This window comes from Vibrio campbellii CAIM 519 = NBRC 15631 = ATCC 25920 (assembly GCF_002163755.1).
GTDB lineage: Bacteria > Pseudomonadota > Gammaproteobacteria > Enterobacterales > Vibrionaceae > Vibrio > Vibrio campbellii.
In genome coordinates this window covers 2,716,011-2,738,059 of sequence record NZ_CP015863.1, presented here as the reverse complement: position 1 = coordinate 2,738,059, position 22,049 = coordinate 2,716,011, and the positions used below count along the sequence as shown (strand labels likewise).

General features: G+C 45.0%; 18 protein-coding genes. 10 read left to right on the top strand and 8 right to left on the bottom strand.

All coding sequences use genetic code 11. The features are described 5' to 3' along the window. Positions 1-36: 36 nt before the first annotated feature. The 4 genes from A8140_RS13040 to nadC form a co-directional block, all read right to left on the bottom strand. Positions 37-1,260, bottom strand: coding sequence for a type II secretion system F family protein (locus A8140_RS13040; protein WP_005534044.1), 1,224 nt, complete (start codon positions 1,258-1,260; stop codon positions 37-39). 34 nt (positions 1,261-1,294) lie between these two features. Then, positions 1,295-2,980, bottom strand: a complete 1,686-nt coding sequence (pilB, locus tag A8140_RS13035; protein ID WP_005534041.1) for a type IV-A pilus assembly ATPase PilB — start codon at positions 2,978-2,980, stop codon at positions 1,295-1,297. An 11-nt stretch (positions 2,981-2,991) separates the two neighbouring features. Further along, complete coding sequence (locus A8140_RS13030) at positions 2,992-3,423, bottom strand: pilin (protein ID WP_005534039.1); 432 nt, start codon at positions 3,421-3,423, stop codon at positions 2,992-2,994. 264 nt (positions 3,424-3,687) lie between these two features. Then, positions 3,688-4,575, bottom strand: coding sequence for a carboxylating nicotinate-nucleotide diphosphorylase (nadC, locus tag A8140_RS13025; RefSeq protein ID WP_005536694.1), 888 nt, complete (start codon positions 4,573-4,575; stop codon positions 3,688-3,690). Between the two features lie 92 nt (positions 4,576-4,667). Here nadC and ampD point away from each other — a divergent pair, with 92 nt between their 5' ends. The 5 genes from ampD to lpdA all read left to right on the top strand — a co-directional run bounded on the left by ampD (position 4,668) and on the right by lpdA (position 12,713). Further along, positions 4,668-5,219, top strand: a complete 552-nt coding sequence (gene ampD, locus A8140_RS13020; RefSeq protein ID WP_005536692.1) for a 1,6-anhydro-N-acetylmuramyl-L-alanine amidase AmpD — start codon at positions 4,668-4,670, stop codon at positions 5,217-5,219. Between the two features lie 404 nt (positions 5,220-5,623). Next, a complete protein-coding gene (gene pdhR, locus A8140_RS13015; protein WP_005428674.1) occupies positions 5,624-6,391 on the top strand; it encodes a pyruvate dehydrogenase complex transcriptional repressor PdhR in 768 nt (255 codons plus the stop codon). Positions 6,392-6,446: 55 nt separating this feature from the next. Continuing rightward, the gene (aceE, locus tag A8140_RS13010; RefSeq protein ID WP_005536691.1) at positions 6,447-9,110 is read left to right on the top strand and encodes a pyruvate dehydrogenase (acetyl-transferring), homodimeric type; all 2,664 of its coding nucleotides are present in this window, start codon (positions 6,447-6,449) and stop codon (positions 9,108-9,110) included. Between the two features lie 30 nt (positions 9,111-9,140). Then, positions 9,141-11,039 (top strand): pyruvate dehydrogenase complex dihydrolipoyllysine-residue acetyltransferase, encoded by a 1,899-nt coding sequence (gene aceF / locus A8140_RS13005; protein WP_038862976.1) that lies wholly within the window; start codon positions 9,141-9,143, stop codon positions 11,037-11,039. Positions 11,040-11,282: 243 nt separating this feature from the next. After that, positions 11,283-12,713, top strand: a complete 1,431-nt coding sequence (gene lpdA, locus A8140_RS13000) for a dihydrolipoyl dehydrogenase (RefSeq protein ID WP_005531721.1) — start codon at positions 11,283-11,285, stop codon at positions 12,711-12,713. 367 nt (positions 12,714-13,080) lie between these two features. On the opposite strand, the gene opaR is transcribed toward lpdA, so the two are convergent. Continuing rightward, positions 13,081-13,698, bottom strand: coding sequence for a transcriptional regulator OpaR (gene opaR / locus A8140_RS12990; protein ID WP_005531723.1), 618 nt, complete (start codon positions 13,696-13,698; stop codon positions 13,081-13,083). Positions 13,699-14,019: 321 nt separating this feature from the next. Between opaR and hpt the strand changes: the two genes are divergently transcribed. Beyond that, positions 14,020-14,550: a hypoxanthine phosphoribosyltransferase gene (hpt, locus tag A8140_RS12985; protein ID WP_005531725.1), complete on the top strand. Its 531-nt coding sequence runs from the start codon at positions 14,020-14,022 to the stop codon at positions 14,548-14,550. An 86-nt stretch (positions 14,551-14,636) separates the two neighbouring features. On the opposite strand, the gene can is transcribed toward hpt, so the two are convergent. Continuing rightward, positions 14,637-15,305 carry a carbonate dehydratase gene (gene can / locus A8140_RS12980; RefSeq protein WP_005531727.1) on the bottom strand — a complete coding sequence of 223 codons (669 nt, stop codon included), beginning with the start codon at positions 15,303-15,305 and terminating at the stop codon, positions 14,637-14,639. 282 nt (positions 15,306-15,587) lie between these two features. On the opposite strand from can, the gene A8140_RS12975 reads away from it, so the two are divergent. From A8140_RS12975 to A8140_RS12960, 4 genes are all read left to right on the top strand, one after another. After that, positions 15,588-17,258, top strand: coding sequence for a SulP family inorganic anion transporter (locus tag A8140_RS12975; protein ID WP_005531729.1), 1,671 nt, complete (start codon positions 15,588-15,590; stop codon positions 17,256-17,258). A 239-nt stretch (positions 17,259-17,497) separates the two neighbouring features. After that, positions 17,498-18,415 carry an ABC transporter ATP-binding protein gene (locus tag A8140_RS12970; protein WP_005531730.1) on the top strand — a complete coding sequence of 306 codons (918 nt, stop codon included), beginning with the start codon at positions 17,498-17,500 and terminating at the stop codon, positions 18,413-18,415. After that, the gene (locus tag A8140_RS12965; RefSeq protein WP_005531732.1) at positions 18,415-19,185 is read left to right on the top strand and encodes an ABC transporter permease; all 771 of its coding nucleotides are present in this window, start codon (positions 18,415-18,417) and stop codon (positions 19,183-19,185) included. Before A8140_RS12970 ends, A8140_RS12965 begins: the two co-directional genes overlap by 1 nt. A gap of 142 nt (positions 19,186-19,327) precedes the next feature. After that, positions 19,328-20,257 (top strand): Kdo(2)-lipid IV(A) acyltransferase, encoded by a 930-nt coding sequence (locus A8140_RS12960; protein WP_005531733.1) that lies wholly within the window; start codon positions 19,328-19,330, stop codon positions 20,255-20,257. Between the two features lie 62 nt (positions 20,258-20,319). Here A8140_RS12960 and panC read toward each other — a convergent pair whose 3' ends face one another. Continuing rightward, positions 20,320-21,222, bottom strand: coding sequence for a pantoate--beta-alanine ligase (gene panC / locus A8140_RS12955; RefSeq protein ID WP_005531734.1), 903 nt, complete (start codon positions 21,220-21,222; stop codon positions 20,320-20,322). An 11-nt stretch (positions 21,223-21,233) separates the two neighbouring features. Then, positions 21,234-22,028, bottom strand: coding sequence for a 3-methyl-2-oxobutanoate hydroxymethyltransferase (gene panB, locus A8140_RS12950; protein WP_005531735.1), 795 nt, complete (start codon positions 22,026-22,028; stop codon positions 21,234-21,236). Positions 22,029-22,049 lie beyond the last annotated feature (21 nt).

Genomic DNA, 22,049 nt, shown 5'->3' with positions numbered 1-22,049 from the left:
GCTGTTTTGATGGTATTAATTTGCTAAAGGATCATTCTATCCTAATACGCTCATCAAATTAAAGATTGGTAAGTACATTGCTGTGACTAGACCGCCAACCACCACGCCAAGAAAGACGATGATCAATGGTTCTAAAATCTTACTCAGATTATCAACGGTATTATCCACTTCAAACTCATAAATAGCGGCTATCTTGTTGAGCATATCATCCAATCGACCTGACTCTTCACCTATCATGACCATTTGCAGTACTAGCTCAGGGAAAACGTGACAGTTACGCATGGCAATATACATCGGCATACCAGCTGCAGTGTCTCGATACACTTCTTCAATTGCTAATTGATAGTGCATATTACCGGAGGTTTTTGAGGTTGTTTTTAATGCGGTGAGAATTGGAATACCCGCACTAAAGCTGGTTGCTAAAGTACGGCTAAACTTGGCAATGGCTGCTTTGGATAATACAGGCCCCAAGATAGGGACTCTTAAACTCGAACGCGCGGCTAAAAGGCGAAATGAATCGGATCGTTGCGACATAATTTTGCCGGAAATGAGCAGGCTCACAAAACTCAGTCCAATAAAGGGGCCCCAGTTTTGGGTCCAAGCAGAGAGGTTGAGTACCATCTGAGTAAAGGCGGGTAAGTCGGCTCCAAAACCTGTAAACATCTTTTCAAACTCAGGGATAACTCTAGTCAGCATTAAATAGGAAACCCCAAGCGCTACTAAAACCACCATCGCTGGGTAAATGAGCGCTTTAATTACTTTTGCGCGCAACTGCTCGCTCTTTTCTCGATAAGTTGCCAAACGTTCAAAGACTTGAGATAGGTTACCGGACTGCTCACCAGTCGCGATTAGGTCTGTATAAAGCGGATCAAAATGTGTACTGGCAGTGCGCATGGCTTTCGACATCGGTGTCCCTGCCTCTATCGCTCGTGTGACACTCATCAGAATCGATTTCATCTCGGCTTTTTTGTGGTTCTCTGAAACCAACTTAAGTGCCTGAACAATCGGTACGCCCGTCATTAGCATAGTGGCAATTTGGCGAGTAAATATCGTGATGTCTTTGCCTTTGACGCGATGACTGATCTTGGTGATAAAAGAAATGCTGCCTTTCTTCAGTTTCTTTATCTTGATGTGTTGAGCATCGAGGCGCTCTCTTACCTCGATTTCGGTCATGGCGAGCACGTTTCCAGAGGTTTTTTTACCCGAGCTATTAATGCCTTTCCAACGGTAGTTCTTGAGTTGAGGAGCGATGGTTTTCATAAACTGAGTGACTGCCTAATAATTCTTATAAATGTTAAAAGTAGAGAACGCGCTGCAATTCTCTGAAGCTGGTAATGCCTTGTTTGAGTTTTTCGATGCCAGACATTTGTAAGGTTTGCATACCATTGGCAATGGCGAGTTTTTCTAGTTCGTGTACAGAGGCGCCTTTGATGAGTGCTTCTGAAAGGGATTCGTCAAACTTCATCACTTCGTAAATGCCGGTTCGCCCTGAATAACCATGGGTACACTCGTTACAACCGTCGGGATTAGCTTGAAAGATCTGTTCGGTGCTGGTGATTCCAATATGTTGAAGTTGGCTGTTTGGATCTTGAGGTTGTCTACAATATGGACAAAGTTTTCTAGCCAAACGTTGGGCGATGATCAAACTGAGAGAGGAGGCGAGGTTAAAGCTTTCTACGCCCATATTAGACAAGCGAATAACAGTCTCGGCAGCTGAGTTTGTGTGCAAAGTGGAGAGAACTAAGTGGCCAGTCTGTGATGCTTTGATCGCGATTTCTGCTGTGTCGAGATCTCGGATCTCGCCTACCATAACCACATCAGGATCTTGACGTAAGAAAGAGCGAAGCGCCTCTGCAAAACCAAAGCCGATCTTTTGCTGAACTTGAACTTGGTTAATGCCGGGCAGATTAATCTCAACGGGATCTTCAGCGGTTGAGATATTGATTTCTGGTTTATTAAGAATGCTCAATCCAGTGTAGAGCGAGACCGTTTTACCGCTACCTGTTGGGCCTGTCATCAGGATCATACCTTGCGGACGGCGCAGGGCATCCAAATAAAGTTGTTTTTGTGAGTCGCTATAACCGAGCTTATTGATATCTAGTGCTGCAGAACTGCTGTCGAGCAAACGCAGAACAATCTTTTCTCCAAACAGAGTTGGTAGTGTGGAGACACGCATATCAATTGCAGTGTCTTGATTTAATTTGAGCTTGATGCGCCCATCCTGTGGTAAACGGCGCTCGGTGATATCAAGCTTAGATAAGATTTTTATCCGAGCTGAGAGACGACGGCTTAAATGACTCGGAGGCTGCTGAATTTCAATTAAGATGCCATCGCAACGCAAGCGCACGCGGTACATGTTTTCATAGGGCTCGAAGTGAATATCGGAAGCCCCTTTACGGACAGCATCGAGTAAAATTTGGTTGATATAGCGACTGACCGGCGATTCATCTTGGCTGAGATCTTCGATGTTCTCAATTTCATCCTCACCAATATCAACCAAACCCGCCAGTTCATCTTGGTTGATTTCTTTAAGACCGGATTTTTCTTGCCCAAGCGATCGGCCATACAAACGTCGAATGGCTGCTGTCAGCTCGCGAAAGTCAGCGAGGACAAGCTCGACTTGCAAGCCGGTTGCAAAACGAAAGTCATCTTCGGCTTGAAGGTTGGTTGGGTCAGCTACCGCGAGAATTAAAGTTGAAGAGGTGCGGTTAAGCGGCAAAGCGTTATGGCGAGTGATGAGATCGCGTAAGCCAAGCGTTTGGCATAGCGAAGCGTATTCGTATTGGTTAAGAGAAGTGCAAGAAAGCCCGAATACTGAGCTTAGGTGCTCCGTTAATTCATGAGATTGGAAAAAGCCAGAACTGAGTAAAGCCTCCGGCATCGAAATGCCAGAAGCTTTTGCTTGCTCAAGTAACGATTCTTCTTGGGAAAAGGTCAGTATTCCTGCTTGGCGAAGAACCGTTGAGAGGTTGGTTAGCATTAACAACTATGTTATTGGCAGCCATCAATTGCTGGGACTGTACCAGCACGAGCACAAGACCAACCTTCGGTTGCACTACGAGAGAAAGTTAAAGTATCAGTCGAGGCCATAGAGCTGTTTGAACCAAAAGCAAACTTTAGGGTTGGTACTCCACCTGAACCAGATCCAATTACCGATGTTAGTGTGCCTAAATCGTTAGCTGAAGCTACTGAACCTAAATCAGAAAGACCAGCAGCTGTGCTCGTTCCATTTTCTTGATAATATAGTTCAGCCGGAGTAATCAAGGATTTTAAGGTAGCAAGAGCTGATGCGGCTTCTGATTTTTTAACGTAGTCTTGATAAGCTGGTATAGCAACTGCTGCCAAAACACCAATAATCGCTACCACAATCATTAATTCAATCAGAGTAAAACCTTGCTGCTTCTTCTGTTTATTCGTGTTCATCTTGTTTCCTTAAGATAAATTTAGTTAATGCTTATGCATGGCACAGAAGAGTAAAAAGAGTAGAAACAAGTGGAAACTGGAAACGAAGGGGCTCTCGAGTGAGATAAAGATCTTTGCACTCTGGTTGCATATTGTGTGCAAGGTTTTGTGAGTGGTGTTATTTTTTAAACAGATAAAAATAAAGAGCCTTACGGCTCTTTATTGAGTTTTGATAAGTGTAACTCTATGAGAATAAGAGAGTTACTTGTGTTTTTTCACACTGGTTTACTTGAAGCGCATCGAAAGATCCATCGCTTTTAGGTGCTTAGTCAAAGCGCCTACTGAGATGTAATCTACGCCCGTTTCTGCGTATTCAGCGATAGTCTCTAAGGTTATATTGCCAGAGTTTTCTAGCGCAGCACGGCCAGCGTTGATGGCAACCGCTTCACGCATCATATCTTTGGTGAAGTTGTCTAACATAATGATGTCGGCGCCCGCTTCGATCGCTGCTTTTAGTTCATCCAAGCTTTCCGTTTCTACTTCAACTGGCTTACCTGGGTTCAACTGTTTTGCGGTGGTAATCGCTTGAGTGATACCGCCGCAAGCAATAATGTGGTTTTCTTTAATAAGGTAGGCATCGAACACACCGATACGATGGTTAAAGCCGCCACCGCATGCTACGGCATATTTCAAGGCACTACGCAGACCTGGAATGGTCTTGCGTGTATCTAACAGACGACACTCAGTGTGAGCAATTTTTTCTGCGTATTCAGCAGTGATGGTCGCGCAACCAGAAAGGGTTTGAATAAAGTTCATTGCGTTGCGCTCGCCAGTGAGCAAATCTCGAGCAGGGCCCGTCAGGGTGCAAAGCGTTTGGTTAGGCTCAACTTTGTCGCCGTCTTTGACATGCCACTCGATGGTCACTTTGCCACCTAGTTGTTTGAATACTTCATCTGCCCATGCTTGACCACAAAACACACCGTGTTCACGGGTGATGATGGTTGCTGTGTTAACAGCGTCAACAGGGATAAGCGATGCGGTGATGTCTTTGTCTTCATCCAATACTCCACCTAGATCTTCTTTTAGGGTATCGGCTACGGCGCGAGTGATTTCTAATGGAAGCTGTTGCTTAAGGTATTCTAGGCGTTCTTGGCTGTTGTGTGTGTTCTTCATCGCAAATCTTGTCTTGAAAGGGAGATGGCAACGAATGATACTCTCCGGTGTCAATAATTTCAGCAGTTAATTTGCAAAGTAGAGAGGTTGATATGTGCCTAAAAATCGAGAATGGTTGGTTGACGGAGGCTATGCACGTCCCATCGCCATTTTTTGATGCTCGTTCTGATAAAAATGACATCTCTCTGCTGGTGGTTCATAACATCAGTTTGCCGCCAGGGCAGTTTGGTGGCTCTTATATAGAAGACTTTTTCACGGGTAACCTCGATCCCAACGCCCATCCGTTTTTTGAGGTAATTCACAAAATGGGCGTTTCGGCACATTGCTTAATAAAGCGTAATGGCGAAATAGTCCAGTTTGTTTCATTTCTTGATAGGGCATGGCATGCAGGGCAGTCTAGCTTTGCTGGTCGTGAACGTTGCAATGATTATTCCATTGGTGTTGAGCTCGAAGGGACTGAGTTTGTTGCCTATACAGAAGAACAATATCAATCACTTACTGCTTTGACCCATGCGATCATGCAGACCTACCCGAAAATCACTTTACCTCGAATTACAGGGCATCAGTACATTGCTCCCTTGAGAAAAGCGGATCCTGGTCTAAGCTTTGACTGGGTCAAATACAGACAGCAATTACAAAGCTAACTTGTAGCGAAAGTGTAAATTCAAAAAACAGAAATAAATAAGGCATACACTCAGTTATGCCTTTTTTTGATACAAGAAATATGAGCGCTTGTTAAAAGTTAACTACATTTTGAACGTTTAAAACGGCTAGTGGTGCATAACTGTACAGATAATTTTGTCATTTTTTGTTTTTGTTGATCAAATTTACTAGCACGCAGACTTCCCATCTGTTTTGTTTATGTAATTGGTAATACCAATTTTATTGCTGTTTTAATGGTCGATTGTTATCAAAGTGTTGGCTGTAAGTCTGTTCTATGATTTAGGTCAACTTTTGGCTGGACAGTGACGTTTTAATTATGTTAATTTCTGCACCAACTTAAAATTGGTATTACCAATTACCTGCAAGAGTAGAAGAACAATAAATTATGGCTTATCAAAGGATTCGTCAGCCAAAGCTTTCTGATGTTATTGAACAAGAGCTAGAAAGGTTGATTGTGGAAGGAACACTCTCTCCGGGGCAACAATTGCCACCAGAGCGCGAACTCGCTAAGCAGTTCGATGTGTCTCGTCCATCTGTCCGTGAAGCCATTCAGCGTTTAGAAGCAAAACGTCTGCTTACTCGTCGTCAAGGCGGTGGCACATTCGTTAGCGAAAACATCTGGAAGAGTTTCTCAGACCCTTTGTTGAACCTATTGTCATCTCACTCCGAAACGCAGTTAGACCTGCTTGAGTCGCGCCATGCGATGGAAGGTATTTCCGCGTACTTTGCAGCATTGCGTGGTACCGATGAAGATTTTGCTCGTATTCAAGCATGCTTGAATCAAATCAGTGAAGAGCAAAAAGGCGACAACGTTGAAGCAGAAGCGGCGGCAGTTATGCAGTTCCTTATTGCTCTAACAGAAGCAGCACACAATGTTGTGTTACTTCATATCGTTCGTAGCCTTGCCCCTTTGCTTGAGCAAAATGTTCTACAGAATCTAAAGCTCTTACATCGCCGCGATGAAGTGGTCGATAAAGTAAGTAAACACAGAGCTAATATCGTGGATGCGATTGTTTCTGGTCAGCCTGAAAAGGCACGTGAAATGTCTCACTCACATTTAGCTTATATTGAAGAAACATTGTTGGATTTGACTCGAGAAGAGTCTCGACGAGAGCGTTCTCTGCGTCGAATTCAGCAAGGTAACGATTCTTAATACAAGAACCGCTTACTTAAATAAGTAGATCCAACCAACAGAAGGATAGATCGCCATGTCTGACATGAAGCATGACGTAGATGCACTGGAAACTCAAGATTGGCTACAAGCCCTTGAATCCGTTGTTCGTGAAGAAGGTGTAGAACGTGCACAGTTTCTACTAGAAACCGTTCTAGAAAAAGCACGTCTAGACGGCGTTGATATGCCAACTGGCATCAACACAAACTACATCAACACTATTCCAGCAGCACAAGAACCAGCTTACCCTGGTGATGTAACTCTTGAGCGTCGTATTCGTTCGATTATTCGCTGGAACGCAATCATGATCGTATTGCGTGCTTCTAAGAAAGACCTAGACCTTGGTGGTCACATGGCTTCTTACCAGTCAGCAGCAGCGTTCTATGAAGTTTGTTTCAACCACTTCTTCCGTGCTCCAAACGAGACGGACGGTGGCGATCTAGTTTACTACCAAGGTCACATCTCACCGGGTATCTACTCTCGTGCATTCGTTGAAGGTCGTCTAACTGAAGAGCAGCTAGACAACTTCCGTCAAGAAGTAGACGGTAAAGGTATCCCATCATACCCGCACCCTAAACTGATGCCTGAGTTCTGGCAGTTCCCAACAGTATCTATGGGTCTTGGTCCAATTTCTGCGATCTACCAAGCGCGTTTCCTTAAGTACCTAGACGGTCGTGGTCTGAAAGACACGTCTGCACAGCGTGTATACGCGTTCCTAGGTGACGGTGAAATGGATGAGCCAGAATCACGTGGTTCTCTATCTTTCGCAGCGCGTGAGAAACTGGACAACCTAACATTCCTAATCAACTGTAACCTACAGCGTCTAGACGGCCCTGTAATGGGTAACGGTAGCATCATCCAAGAGCTAGAAGGCCTATTTAAAGGCGCTGGTTGGAATGTTGTTAAAGTTATCTGGGGTAGCAACTGGGATGCTCTACTTGCTAAAGATACAACAGGTAAGCTTCTACAGCTGATGAACGAAACTGTAGATGGTGACTACCAAACATTTAAATCTAAAGATGGTGCTTACGTACGTGAACACTTCTTTGGTAAGTACCCAGAGACAGCTGCACTAGTTGCAGACATGACTGACGACGAAATCTTCGCACTTAAGCGTGGTGGTCACGAGTCTTCTAAACTGTACGCAGCTTACAAGAACGCAGCAGAAACTAAAGGTCGTCCAACAGTAATCCTAGCGAAGACTGTTAAAGGTTACGGCATGGGTGAAGCGGCTGAAGGTAAGAACATCGCGCACCAAGTTAAGAAGATGGACATGACTCACGTACTACACCTACGTGATCGTCTAGGTCTTCAAGACATCCTAACTGACGAAGCAGTGAAAGAACTTCCATACCTGAAGCTTGAAGAAGGTACAGCGGAGTACGAATACCTACACGCTCGTCGTAAAGAACTAAAAGGTTACACGCCACAGCGTCTACCTAAGTTCACTCAAGAATTCAAAACACCTGAGCTAGAAGAGTTTGCACCGCTACTTGGTGAGCAAAAGCGTGATATCTCTACAACAATGGCTTACGTTCGTACTCTTAACATCCTGCTTAAGAATAAGAACATTGGTAAGAACATTGTTCCTATCATCTGTGATGAAGCTCGTACGTTCGGTATGGAAGGTCTATTCCGTCAGATCGGTATCTACAACCCGCACGGTCAGGAATACACACCAGAAGATAAGGGCATCGTTTCTTACTACAAAGAAGCAACATCAGGTCAGGTTCTACAAGAAGGTATCAACGAGCTAGGCTCAATGGCTTCTTGGGTTGCAGCTGCGACTTCTTACAGCACGAACGATCTACCAATGATCCCGTTCTACATCTACTACTCAATGTTCGGTTTCCAACGTGTTGGCGACATGGCGTGGATGGCTGGTGACCAACAAGCTCGTGGTTTCCTACTAGGTGCTACTGCAGGTCGTACAACACTAAACGGTGAAGGCCTACAGCACGAAGATGGTCACTCGCACATCATGGCGAACACGGTTCCTAACTGTATCTCTTACGATCCAACATTCGCTTACGAAGTTGCAGTAATCATGCAAGACGGTATTCGTCGCATGTACGGTGAGAACCAAGAGAACGTGTTCTACTACCTAACTGTAATGAACGAAAACTACGCAATGCCAGCAATGCCAGAAGGCGCTGAAGAAGGCATCCGTAAGGGTATCTACAAGCTTGAGTCTTACGCTGGTGACAAGTCTAAAGTTCAGCTAATGGGCTCTGGTACTATCATGAACGAAGTACGTAAAGCAGCGACTATCCTAAGCGAAGAGTACGGCATCGCATCTGACGTGTTCTCTGTAACATCGTTCAACGAGCTAACTCGTGATGGTCAAGACGTAGAGCGTTACAACATGCTTCACCCAGAAGCAGAAGCGAAAGTACCTTACATTGCACAAGTAATGGGTACTGAGCCAGCTATCGCAGCGACTGACTACATGAAGAACTACTCTGAGCAAGTTCGTGCGTTCATGCCTTCTGAGTCTTACAAAGTACTTGGTACTGATGGTTACGGCCGTTCTGACAGCCGTGAGAACCTACGTCGTCACTTCGAAGTTAACGCAGGCTACGTAGTAGTTGCAGCTCTTACTGAGCTAGCGAAACGTGGTGATGTTGAGAAATCAGTAGTCGTTGAAGCGATTGCTAAGTTCAACATCGACACTGAAAAAACTAACCCACAATACGCTTAATAAAGCGCTTAACTAGAAGGTAAATAAGCAATGGCAATCGAAATTAATGTACCTGACATCGGTGCGGATGAGGTTGAAGTTACTGAAATTCTTGTAAGCGTTGGCGACAAGGTTGAAGAAGAACAGTCTCTGATCACTGTTGAAGGCGACAAAGCTTCTATGGAAGTTCCAGCGTCTCAAGCAGGTATCGTTAAAGAAATCAAAGTAGCGGAAGGTGATTCTGTTACGACTGGTTCTCTAATCATGATTTTCGAAGCCGAGGGTGCAGCAGCTGCTGCACCTGCTCCTGCAGCAGAAGCGGCTCCAGCAGCGGCTCCAGCTCCAGCAGCAGCGGCAGAACTGAAAGAAGTTCACGTTCCTGATATCGGTGGCGACGAAGTAGAAGTTACTGAAATCATGGTTGCAGTTGGCGACAGCATCGAAGAAGAGCAATCTCTTCTAACGGTTGAAGGCGACAAAGCATCAATGGAAGTTCCAGCACCATTCGCTGGTACGCTAAAAGAGATCAAAGTTGCTGCTGGCGATAAAGTAACAACTGGTTCTCTAATCATGGTATTCGAAACTGCAGGTTCAGGCGCAGCAGCGGCTCCAGCAGCAGTAGAAGCTCCAGCGGCACCTGCGGCGGCTCCAGCGGCAGCAGCTGACAAAGAAGTGAATGTTCCAGATATCGGCGGTGACGAAGTTGAAGTTACTGAAGTAATGGTAGCGGTTGGCGACACAGTAGAAGAAGAGCAATCTCTAATCACTGTTGAAGGCGATAAAGCTTCTATGGAAGTTCCTGCACCATTCGCTGGTACTGTAAAAGAAATCAAGATTGCAGCGGGCGATAAAGTAACGACTGGCTCTCTAATCATGGTATTCGAAGTAGCTGGCGCAGCTCCAGCTCCTGTTGCAGCACCTGCACAAGCAGCAGCTCCAGCACCTGCGGCGGCTCCTGCTCCAGCAGCAAAAGCTGAAGCGGCACCTGCAGCGAACGATTTCCAAGAGAACAACGACTACGCACACGCATCTCCAGTTGTTCGTCGTCTTGCTCGTGAATTCGGCGTTAACCTATCTAAGGTTAAAGGTACAGGTCGTAAGAGTCGTATCCTAAAAGAGGACGTTCAAGCTTACGTAAAAGATGCTCTTAAGCGTCTTGAGTCTGGCGCAGGTGCAGCAGCATCTGGCAAAGGCGACGGTGCAGCGCTTGGTCTACTACCTTGGCCAAAAGTTGACTTCAGCAAGTTCGGCGAAACTGAAGTTCAGAAGCTTTCTAAGATCAAGAAGATCTCTGGTGCAAACCTACACCGTAACTGGGTAATGATCCCTCACGTTACACAGTGGGACAATGCTGACATCACTGAGCTAGAAGCATTCCGTAAAGAGCAGAACGCGATCGAAGCGAAGAAAGACACTGGCATGAAGATCACTCCTCTTGTGTTCATCATGAAAGCTGTTGCTAAAGCACTTGAAGCGTTCCCAGCGTTCAACTCTTCACTTTCTGAAGATGGCGAAAGCATCATTCTCAAGAAGTACGTGAACGTAGGTATTGCAGTAGATACGCCAAACGGTCTTGTTGTTCCTGTATTTAAAGACGTGAACAAGAAAGGCATCTACGAGCTATCTGAAGAGCTTATGGCAGTTTCTAAGAAAGCACGTGCAGGTAAGCTAACAGCAGCTGACATGCAAGGCGGTTGTTTCACAATCTCTAGCCTTGGTGGTATTGGCGGTACTGCGTTTACACCAATCGTAAACGCGCCAGAAGTTGGTATCCTAGGTGTATCAAAATCTGAAATGAAGCCAGTGTGGAACGGTAAAGAATTCGAACCACGCCTACAACTTCCACTGTCTCTATCATACGACCACCGTGTGATCGATGGTGCAGAAGGTGCACGCTTCATTACTTTCCTAAACGGTGCACTATCAGACATTCGTCGCCTAGTACTGTAATTGAGAAAGTAATAGTTAAGGTGGCTTTCGGGTCACCTTAATTCTTTATATAAAAGACTATTTTTAGACGACAATTTCTTCCATCGTTCAGAAACTGAAAGATGAATTGTTGTCTAGCTCACAGGCTAACTTAAAGCTGCTTTCACACTGTTAACATCTCTGTAAAATATCGACCGTTTGAAAGCCTAATAATTTAAGAACATCTACTCAGCCTGTTAGGGATAATGACTACAAGAGGTCACAATGAGCAAAGAAATTAAAGCCCAAGTTGTTGTACTTGGTTCTGGTCCTGCTGGTTACTCAGCTGCATTCCGCTGTGCGGATCTAGGTCTAGAAACAGTACTAGTTGAACGTTACAGCACTCTTGGCGGTGTATGTCTAAACGTTGGTTGTATTCCATCTAAAGCACTTCTTCACGTTTCTAAAGTTATCGAAGAAGCGAAAGCGATGGCTGAACATGGTGTTGTGTTTGGCGAACCACAAACTGACATCAGCAAAATCCGTATCTGGAAAGAGAAAGTTGTAAACCAACTGACTGGCGGCCTTGGCGGTATGGCTAAGATGCGTAACGTTACTGTAGTAAATGGCTACGGTAAGTTCACAAGCCCTAACTCTATCCTTGTAGAAGGCGAAGGCGAGTCAACAACGGTTAACTTCGACAACGCTATCATTGCTGCGGGTTCTCGCCCAATCAAACTGCCATTCATCCCGCACGAAGACCCACGTATTTGGGATTCAACGGATGCACTAGAGCTGAAAGAAGTACCAGAAAAACTGCTTATCATGGGTGGTGGTATCATCGGTCTAGAAATGGGTACGGTTTACCACTCTCTAGGTTCTAAAGTTGAAGTAGTTGAAATGTTCGACCAGGTAATCCCTGCGGCGGATAAAGACATCGTTAAAGTTTTCACTAAGCGTATCAAAGACAAGTTCAAGCTAATGCTTGAAACTAAAGTGACAGCAGTTGAAGCGAAAGAAGACGGTATCTACGTTTCAATGGAAGGCAAAAAAGCACCTGCTGAAGCAGAGCGTTACGATGCCGTTCTTGTTGCTATCGGTCGTGTTCCAAACGGTGCACTTATCGATGCTGAAAAAGCGGGTATCGAAGTAGACGAGCGTGGCTTTATCAATGTTGATAAGCAAATGCGCACTAACGTTCCTCACATTCACGCGATCGGCGACGTAGTTGGCCAACCAATGCTTGCTCACAAAGGTGTGCATGAAGGCCACGTAGCGGCAGAAGTTATCTCTGGTAAGAAACACTACTTCGATCCTAAAGTTATTCCTTCAATCGCTTACACTGAGCCAGAAGTGGCATGGGTTGGTAAGACTGAGAAAGAAGCGAAAGCAGAAGGCATCAACTACGAAGTGGCAACATTCCCATGGGCAGCATCAGGTCGTGCAATCGCATCTGACTGTGCAGACGGTATGACTAAGCTTATCTTTGATAAAGAGACTCACCGCGTAATCGGTGGTGCTATCGTTGGTACTAACGGTGGTGAACTGCTTGGTGAAATCGGTCTAGCTATCGAGATGGGTTGTGATGCAGAAGATATCGCACTAACTATTCACGCTCACCCAACTCTACACGAGTCTGTGGGTCTAGCTGCTGAAGTATTTGAAGGCTCAATCACTGACCTTCCAAACAAAAAAGCAGTGAAAAAGAAAAAGTAATTTTTCTTGAACGTTGAATGATAAAAACCGCTGACTTGTCAGCGGTTTTTTTATTGGAAGAAAAGAACGCTGCGCTTGGAGATTCGGGAACGCTTCGCTTTAGGAATCGAGAGGTGATTGCTGGGAGGCTATTGAAAGAGGCTCGGCTCTAAAAGGAGTTGACGGGTTTTGTCCCTAGAAAGACAAAATAAAGCCGTTTCCCGTTTCCCGTTTCCCGTTTCCCGTTTCCCGTTTCCCGTTTCCCGTTTCCCGTTTCCCGTTTCCCGTTTCCCGTTTCCCGTTTCCCGTTTCCCGTTTCCCGTTTCCCAAAAACAAAAAAGGCCAATACCTAAGTATCAGCCTTTGATTTTTTAAGCCTAATTATTTTTTAGTGATGTTCACGGTTGTAGATGCATAGCATATCTAAGTATGCGCTTACTAGGTTCGTTAACTCAGCTTCGTTCTTAGAGCGGTTTGCTTGTACGAAAATAGAGTAGCAAATACCGTGGAATAGATTCGCCAAGTGTTCCGGTTCATGTTGGTCACAAACTTCACCACGCTCGATCGCTTTGATGAACATGTTTTGCACTAGAAGTTGGTTAGTGCGGTTTGTGGTCACGAATAATGGCCATACTTCATCACGTGTCGATGCGCTCCACTCAAACCAAACTTTCAGCCAATGGCAATCTTGGCTTACTAGCTCAATCATTGCATTAGTGATGTTGGCGATGTTTTCGCGCGCGTGGATGTCTAAGTCGATGTTATCCGACAAGAAGTTAGAGAACTGACGCACAACGTGGTTCAGAACTTCATCCACCAAATCTTCACGAGTAGGGAAGTAGTTAAATACCGTCGCAACAGAAACTTGAGCGATCTCTGCAATATCCGCGTGACCACCACGGCCAATGCCGCGACGAGCAAACACTTCAAGAGCGATTTCCATCAGTTGCTGTTTACGTTTTAAAGGGGAAAGCCTAGTACGAGGTCTCTTTGCAATTGAGTCCATATTTCTTTTTCCTTGCCATTTGAGTTGATGTTTTGGGGATAATCCCCTAATTGATTATTTTAATAGTTGCTTAAAGCACTGATGAGTGTAATGGTGCATATGTGCGAGGTCAACATCTGATGCACAATTTATAGACAGCAATGTCATTATTGATGTTTTATTTAATTAGATAAGTTCTAAAATTAAGACTTTCATTCAATAAATCAAAGCAATGGCAAGCGGCTTTTAACCCATGGTGCGGGGTGTTACACTACACGCCGCAAGATAAGGTGATCGTTTGCGTACGACCAACCTCAACCCACAAAGAAAATTGAGCACAGTATGAAACATACAGTAGAAGTCATGATTTCTGAGCAAGAAGTTCAGGAACGTATTCGTGAATTAGGCAAGCAAATTACAGAACGCTACCAAGGCAGCGAAGATCTGGTAATGGTTGGTTTGCTACGTGGTTCATTTGTATTTATGGCCGATTTGGCTCGTACAATCGAACTGACTCACCAAGTCGACTTTATGACCGCTTCTAGCTACGGTAATACGATGGAAAGCTCTCGTGACGTACGTATCTTGAAAGACCTTGATGATGACATCAAAGGCAAAGACGTACTGATCGTTGAAGACATCATCGACACAGGCAACACGCTAAACAAGATCCGTGAAATCCTATCTCTACGTGAGCCTAAGTCTATTGCGATTTGTACACTACTAGACAAGCCATCACGTCGTGAAGTTGAAGTGCCAGTTGATTATGTCGGTTTTGCGATTCCTGACGAGTTCGTTGTTGGTGTGGGTATCGACTACGCTCAAAAATACCGCCACCTACCATTTATCGGTAAAGTGGTACCACAAGAGTAATCGTTACTTTTGTCTAAAGAATACAAAAACGCCCGTTAAGCAATTAACGGGCGTTTTCTTTTATTTAGTCTGGTTAAGCTTATTGCTTAGCGACAAAGTAATTTGTTGTCTGCATTTAGAATCGTTGAGAGTGCTTTTTGGTAAGAAGCTTCCACGGTCTCTTTTGAGTTAGAACGGATGCCTAAGTACTCTAGGCGGCCATCTTCAATTCCATACACCACGCCATGAATTTCCACATCCTGACCACGTTCCCATGCGTTTTGCATGATGGTGGAGTTACCTAAGTTGTAAACTTGCTCGGCAACGTTGATTTCACCCAGTTTATCAGCGCGGTCTTCAAGGGGCATTTGGTCAAGGTAAGTGCGATGTTTAAAGTACAGATCACGAATGTGAAGTAGCCAGTTATTGATCAAGCCAAGTTGAGGGTTATCAATGGCAGCATTAACACCACCACAGCCGTAGTGACCACAAACGATGATGTGCTTCACTTTCAATACGTCGACCGCGTATTGCACTACAGAGAGGCAATTTAGGTCGGTGTGGATGACCTGATTAGCAACATTTCGGTGAACAAATAACTCGCCCGAGAAAAGCCCAGTTAATCGCTCTGCTGGAACGCGACTGTCTGAACAACCAATCCAAAGAAAGTCGGGCTTTTGACCCTCCGCTAGCTTCGCGAAATATTCTGGACGATCAGATTTGATTTCTTCTGACCACTTAGAGTTATTTTCGAATAATTGTTTAATTTCCGGCATCTGACATCTACTTCCCTAAAAATTAAAAAAACCAACCACTCACTATTGCTTATAAAGCGATCAGCGCTGTAACTATACACAATGTTACAATTTCGATCTCGTTAAATATTCATCAAAGATGACTCATCTGACGAGTTCTCGCAGTTAAAATCATAAAATATGCAGACATCATTCAGTATGCGAATAAACCTAGCCAATTCGCGGGTTTATTGTGTTTTTTTCTTTGACGAAATATTTGTTAGATTGATGGAATTTTGTCTTTTTAATGCGGGAGCAAATTCAATGTTCGGTAGTCGCTTTAAGGATATCAACTTGAAAGGGGATCTGTTTGGTGGTGTCACGACGGCCATTATTTCACTTCCTCTTGCGTTAGCCTTTGGTGTGGCATCTGGCGCGGGCGCGGAAGCTGGCTTATGGGGCGCGATCATGGTGGGGCTTTTTGCTTCGTTATTTGGTGGTTCTAATACCCTCATCTCTGAGCCCACTGGTCCAATGACGGTGATCATGACTTCGGTACTGACCAGCATGATGGCTAAGTATCCAGAAACGGGTATGGCCATGACGTTCACTGTGGTCATGATGGCAGGTGCCTTCCAGATTGTGCTTGGTACGTTAAAGCTGGGTAAGTACGTTACGTTAATGCCTTACAGTGTGATATCAGGATTCATGTCAGGGATTGGTGTGATTCTTATTATCTTGCAGCTGTCGCCTTTGCTTGGTCATGCAGCACCGTCTGGTGGAGTAATCGGGACGTTATCGGCATTGCCCGATACAATATCTAACTTAAAGTTTAGTGAGTTGTTTTTAGGCTTGTTAACGTTAGGTATCTTATTCTTCTTCCCGAAGCAGTATCGTAAATACGTTCCCGCTCAACTTGTCGCGTTGGTGGCGGTTACTTTGTTATCGGTGATTCTGTTTGATGCAGAAGACATTCGTCGAATTGGTGAAATCCCAGCAGGTTTGCCTTCTTTGGTCGTGCCACATATCGATCCTGCTATGTTCACTGAGATAGTTATTGATGCATTGGTACTGGGTACACTAGGTTGTATTGATACCTTATTAACCGCAGTGATTGGTGACTCTTTGACGCGTAAAGAGCACGATTCGGACAAGGAGCTGCGTGGGCAAGGTTTGGCAAACATGATCTCTGGTCTGTTTGGTGCGTTGCCAGGTGCTGGCGCGACAATGGGGACCGTAACCAACATCCAAGTCGGTGCTCGTTCACCATTATCCGGAGTCATTCGCGCACTGATTCTGGCATTGGTGGTACTGGTTGCCAGTGGCCTGACGGAGCCAATCCCAATGGCGGTGCTGGCGGGCATTGCGGTGTATGTCGGTTTCAATATTCTTGATTGGAGTTTTATCCAACGTGCCCACAAGGTGAGCTTCCCAGGTATGGCGGTCATGTATGGCGTGATGCTATTGACGGTGTTTGTGGATTTGATTGTCGCCGTTGGTCTTGGTGTGTTTATCTCTAACATCATTATCATTGAGCGCTTGAGCCGTGAGCAAGCACGCCAAGTTAAGGCGATCAGTGATGCAGATGAAGACGATGTTCCGCTGACTGACAGTGAGCGAGGGCTGTTAGATAGAGCCAATGGTAAAGTGTTGTTCTTTTATCTTTCTGGGCCAATGATCTTCAGTGTTTCGAAGGCAATTTCGCGTCAGCACTCCAGTATCTCAGATTACGAAGTGATGATCCTCGATCTAACAGATGTACCTATGATTGATGTGACCGTTGGTTTGGCGCTAGAGAACGCCATCAAAGATGCTCTGGATGCGAAGTGTGAAGTCTATTTACTGTGTCCAAACCAACGTACGCGTGAGCAGTTAGAGAAATTCCACGTGATTGACTTGGTACCTGATGAGAACACTTATAAGTTCCGTTACGAAGCATTGAATGCAGCGGTAAAACATGTAGAAACCGATGAGCACCAAATGCTAACGATGTAATCTAAGTCACTCATTTAAAAGCGCTATCAGAGAGGTTTGATGGCGCTTTTTACTATATGGCGTTGGGAGGATTTATAGTTATTTCTAATTTTATAGAAAGGTTTATTTGTATTCATCGTTATTCAACGATAAACTAATTCAACTTCAGTGCAATATCGCTTTCGACTCTTGAGTCGCTATCAATGATCCCCAACGGTATTGGCATTCACGATTCATCAACAGATGGCAATGATTACGCAATGTACGCATTAGAAATAGAACAGCTTCGCAAGACTTATGCGGGCGGATTTGAAGCGTTGAAGGGCATCAGCCTAACAGTAGAAAAAGGCGACTTCTACGCACTTCTAGGGCCAAATGGTGCGGGTAAATCCACAACAATTGGCATTATCTCTTCTTTAGTAAACAAAACCTCGGGTACGACGAAGGTTTTTGGCTACGACATCGATACGCATCTTGAATTAGCAAAGCAGAACTTAGGCTTGGTGCCACAAGAATTCAACTTCAACCAATTTGAAACGGTTGAGCAAATTGTGATGCAGCAAGCGGGCTACTATGGCGTATCCAAAGAGCTTGCTAAAGTTCGTGCGGAAAAATACCTAACTAAGCTCGATTTGTGGGAAAAACGCAAAGAGCGCGCGCGTAATTTGTCCGGTGGTATGAAGCGCCGTTTGATGATTGCTCGCGCTCTGATGCACGAACCTCAGTTGTTGATTCTTGATGAGCCTACGGCGGGTGTGGATATCGAGTTGCGTCGCTCAATGTGGGACTTCTTGAAAGAGATTAACCAAGAGCAGGGCATCACTATCATCCTAACCACTCACTACCTTGAAGAAGCGGAAATGCTGTGTCGTAACATCGGTATCATCAATAAAGGTGAGCTAATCGAGAATACGACCATGAAAGCACTACTCGGTAAACTGCGTGTTGAAACCTTCATTCTTGATGTCGAGTTTAATGGTGAGATGCCAGAGCTTGCGGGTGTGAATAGCCAAACAATGATCAATGGTTCATTAGAGATTGAATTGGACAAGAGCCAAGGTCTGAATTCAGTATTTAGTCAACTTTCAGAGAGTGGGGTGAAAGTACTCTCTATGCGTAATAAAGCAAACCGTTTGGAAGAGCTGTTTGTCAGCATCGTACGTGGAGGTAACCAATAATGTACAAGTTATATTGGACCGCTTTTTGTAGCCTACTGACGAAAGAGATCAATCGCTTCACACGAATTTGGGTGCAAACCCTTGTGCCGCCAGCGATTACGATGACGCTGTATTTCATCATCTTCGGTAGCCTAATTGGTTCTCGTATTGGTGAAATGAACGGCTTTAGCTACATGGAATACATTGTGCCGGGCTTGATCATGATGTCGGTGATCACCAACTCGTATTCCAACGTCGCATCGTCATTCTTTAGTTCTAAATTCCAGCGCAATATTGAAGAGTTGTTGGTTGCGCCAGTACCAAACTACGTCATCATTCTTGGTTTTGTTATGGGGGGAGTCGTTCGTGGTTTGCTGGTGGGCACCATCGTTACTTTCGTGTCGTTGTTCTTTGTTGATTTGCAAGTGGACCACTGGGGCATCATTATTGCGACGGTATTTATGACTTCGGTTGTGTTCTCACTCGGTGGCTTAATTAACGCAGTTTACGCGAGAACGTTCGATGATATCTCTATCATCCCGACGTTTGTATTGACACCACTGACTTACCTCGGCGGTGTGTTTTACTCAATCAGCCTATTGCCTGATTTTTGGCAAGGGGTGTCTAAATTGAACCCTATCGTCTACATGGTGAATGCATTCCGTTATGGCTTCCTTGGTGTGTCCGACGTGGGTATTGCCGCCTCGTTTAGCGTACTGACGGTATTTGTTGTCGCGCTTTATGCTGTGGCTCACTATCTAGTCACCAAAGGGATAGGCCTAAGAAGCTAATACAAAAAGTAATCGAAAGAGCAGCCATCAGAGCTGCTCTTTTTCTATGCACATCAATACAATCCCATACAAATTTTCGACGTTTTACATGCTAGGTTTCACTCATCTTTCGTAAATGCATCTGCTGTAAATGAGTGAAGCTATGAATGTCGTCCCATCTCCCCCTTTCTCTTTAAAATTACTGCGTCCCAAATACTGGTCTGTGTGGCTCGCTTTTGGTTTATTAGCGCTGATCGTTAATCTACTTCCTTATCCAGTGCTCCGTGCATTAGGCAGAGGTATTGGCACACTTGCTATGTCGCTGATGAAGCGCCGCAGAAATATCGCAAAACGAAACCTTAAACTCTGTTTTCCTGAATACAGTGATGCCAAATGTGATGACCTGGTAAAGGCAAATTTTAAATACACTGGCATGGCGTTGATAGAAACCGGAATGGCATGGTTTTGGCCTGATTGGCGTGTACAGCGTCTGACTCAAGTTGTGGGTAAAGAGCGCCTGCTTGAGCAAGAAAAGAATGGGCGAGGTGTGTTGGTGGTATGCAGCCATCACCTTAACTTGGAAATGACGGCGAGAATCTTTAGCCAGTTTGCGAAAGGCTATGGCGTGTATCGTCCGAACTCAAATCCCGCTTATGAATTTATTCAACATCGAGGCCGTACGCGTTGTGGGCATCAAATGATAGATCGCAAAGACGTAAAATCGATGCTCAAAGTCCTAAAGAATGGCCAGCGATTATGGTATTTGCCGGATCACGATTATGGTGCGGATAGCTCAGTCTTTGCGCCTTTCTTCGCTGTCAATCAGGCCGCAAGTACGGCGGGTTCGAGTGTATTGGTTGATGCAACCAAGTGTGCAGTGATGTCTGGTGTAACAGTAGTAAGCGACAATCAATACACCTTATATGTTGGTGGTGACTTGAGTGAACAATTTGAACGACGTAATCCGGTTAAAGCTGCGAGCATTTTAAACCAAGAGATTGAAGATATGATCCGAAGAGATATTCCAGCATGGATGTGGCTGCATAAGCGATTCAAGACACGTCCTGAAGGGCTTCAATGCGTTTATTCGTAACTCCTTTCCTCGGATACAAAAAAGGTCGGCTAAGTGCCGACCTTTTCGTTTATGTATTTCGCCTATTCAGCGCTTGCTGAGTTCGCTTCGCTTGATTCTTCTTCTTTGGTTTCTACGACCATATCAACCGTTTGGTTGTCGATTAGGCGTGCTTTACCCAAGAATGCAGACATCAGGATCACCGCTTGAGTGGTCTCAGCAGTAATAGCTTGAAGTGTACGAGCATCACGAATGAAGATTTCATCAGGCTGTAGACCCGCTGCACGCAGTTGGTCGTTCGCATCTTCAATCACTGAAGCGTAATCATCACGGCCACCACGCATCGCACTGCTGATCCAACGCATGGTGCGAGCAAGTACTGGGGCGCGTTGACGTTCATCAATGGTCAAAAGACCATTACGAGAGCTCATTGCAAGGCCATCCATTTCACGTACGGTTGGAACGCCGATGATTTCGATGTCCATCACCAAGTCTTCAACCATTTTGCGAATCACCGCAAGTTGCTGGAAGTCTTTCTCGCCAAAGCAAGCCACATCAGGTTGAACGATGTTGAACAGCTTGTTGACGATGGTTGTCACGCCACGGAAGTGACCTGGGCGAGACGCGCCTTCAAGAATGGTAGATAAGCCAGGAACATCAACAAACGTTTGTTTGTCCAAGCCTTCTGGGTAGATGATTTCTGGTGTTGGAGTGAACACCACTTCTACGCTTTCACTACCTAGTTTGCTCAGGTCTTCTTCTAGGGTGCGAGGGTAGTTATTCAAATCGTCTGCACGGTCAAACTGCATCGGGTTTACAAAGATGCTTACGACAACGACATCCGCGTATTCGCGAGCTTTACGAACAAGCGTAAGGTGGCCTTCGTGTAGGTTGCCCATCGTTGGGACAAACGCTACTTTGCGACCTTCACGCTTAAAGGTTTTTACCTGTTCACGAATCGCTGAGATTTCCGCAAAAGTTTGCATGCATTTATCCTCTAGGCAATGGTATGAGCTTCGTCTGGGAATGCACCGCTTTCAACTTCAGCCATGTATTGAGCCACGGCTTTGCGCATATCGCCTGTTTCAGCAAGGAAGTTTTTCGAGAATTTTGGCATGTAGTTCGCCGAAATTCCAAACATATCGTGCATAACAAGAATCTGACCGTCGGTCACATTACCAGCACCGATGCCGATCACTGGCACATCAAGAACTTGAGTAATACGAGCTGCCAATTCAGCAGGTACACATTCTAACAAAACAATTTGAGCGCCGGCTTCTTGCAAGGCCAATGCGTCTTTCACCATGCGATCGGCTTTTTCTTGATCGCGGCCTTGTACTTTGTAACCACCAAAGATGTTTACAGATTGTGGGGTAAGGCCTAGGTGAGCACAAACAGGAACTGCGCGTTCAGTTAGCATCTTAACGGTATCAACTAACCAATCGCCGCCTTCGATTTTTACCATATTTGCACCAGCACGCATTAGCGTTGCTGCGTTCTCACATGCTTGTTCAGGCGTTGCGTAGCTCATGAATGGCATATCAGCCATCAATAGACAGTTTGGGCTACCAGCGCGTACAGAGCGCGTGTGATAAGCGATATCTTCAACGGTTACTGGCAATGTATCTGTTTTACCTTGCAGAACCATGCCTAGAGAGTCGCCGACCAACAGTACTGGCATTTCTTGGCTTTCAAAAAGTTGGGCAAAGCTTGCATCGTATGCAGTTGAAGTAGCAAATTTACGACCTTCTTGCTTCCACTTAATCAGGTCGTTAATGGTCATTTTTTTCATTGTTTTATCCTCACTAGGAGT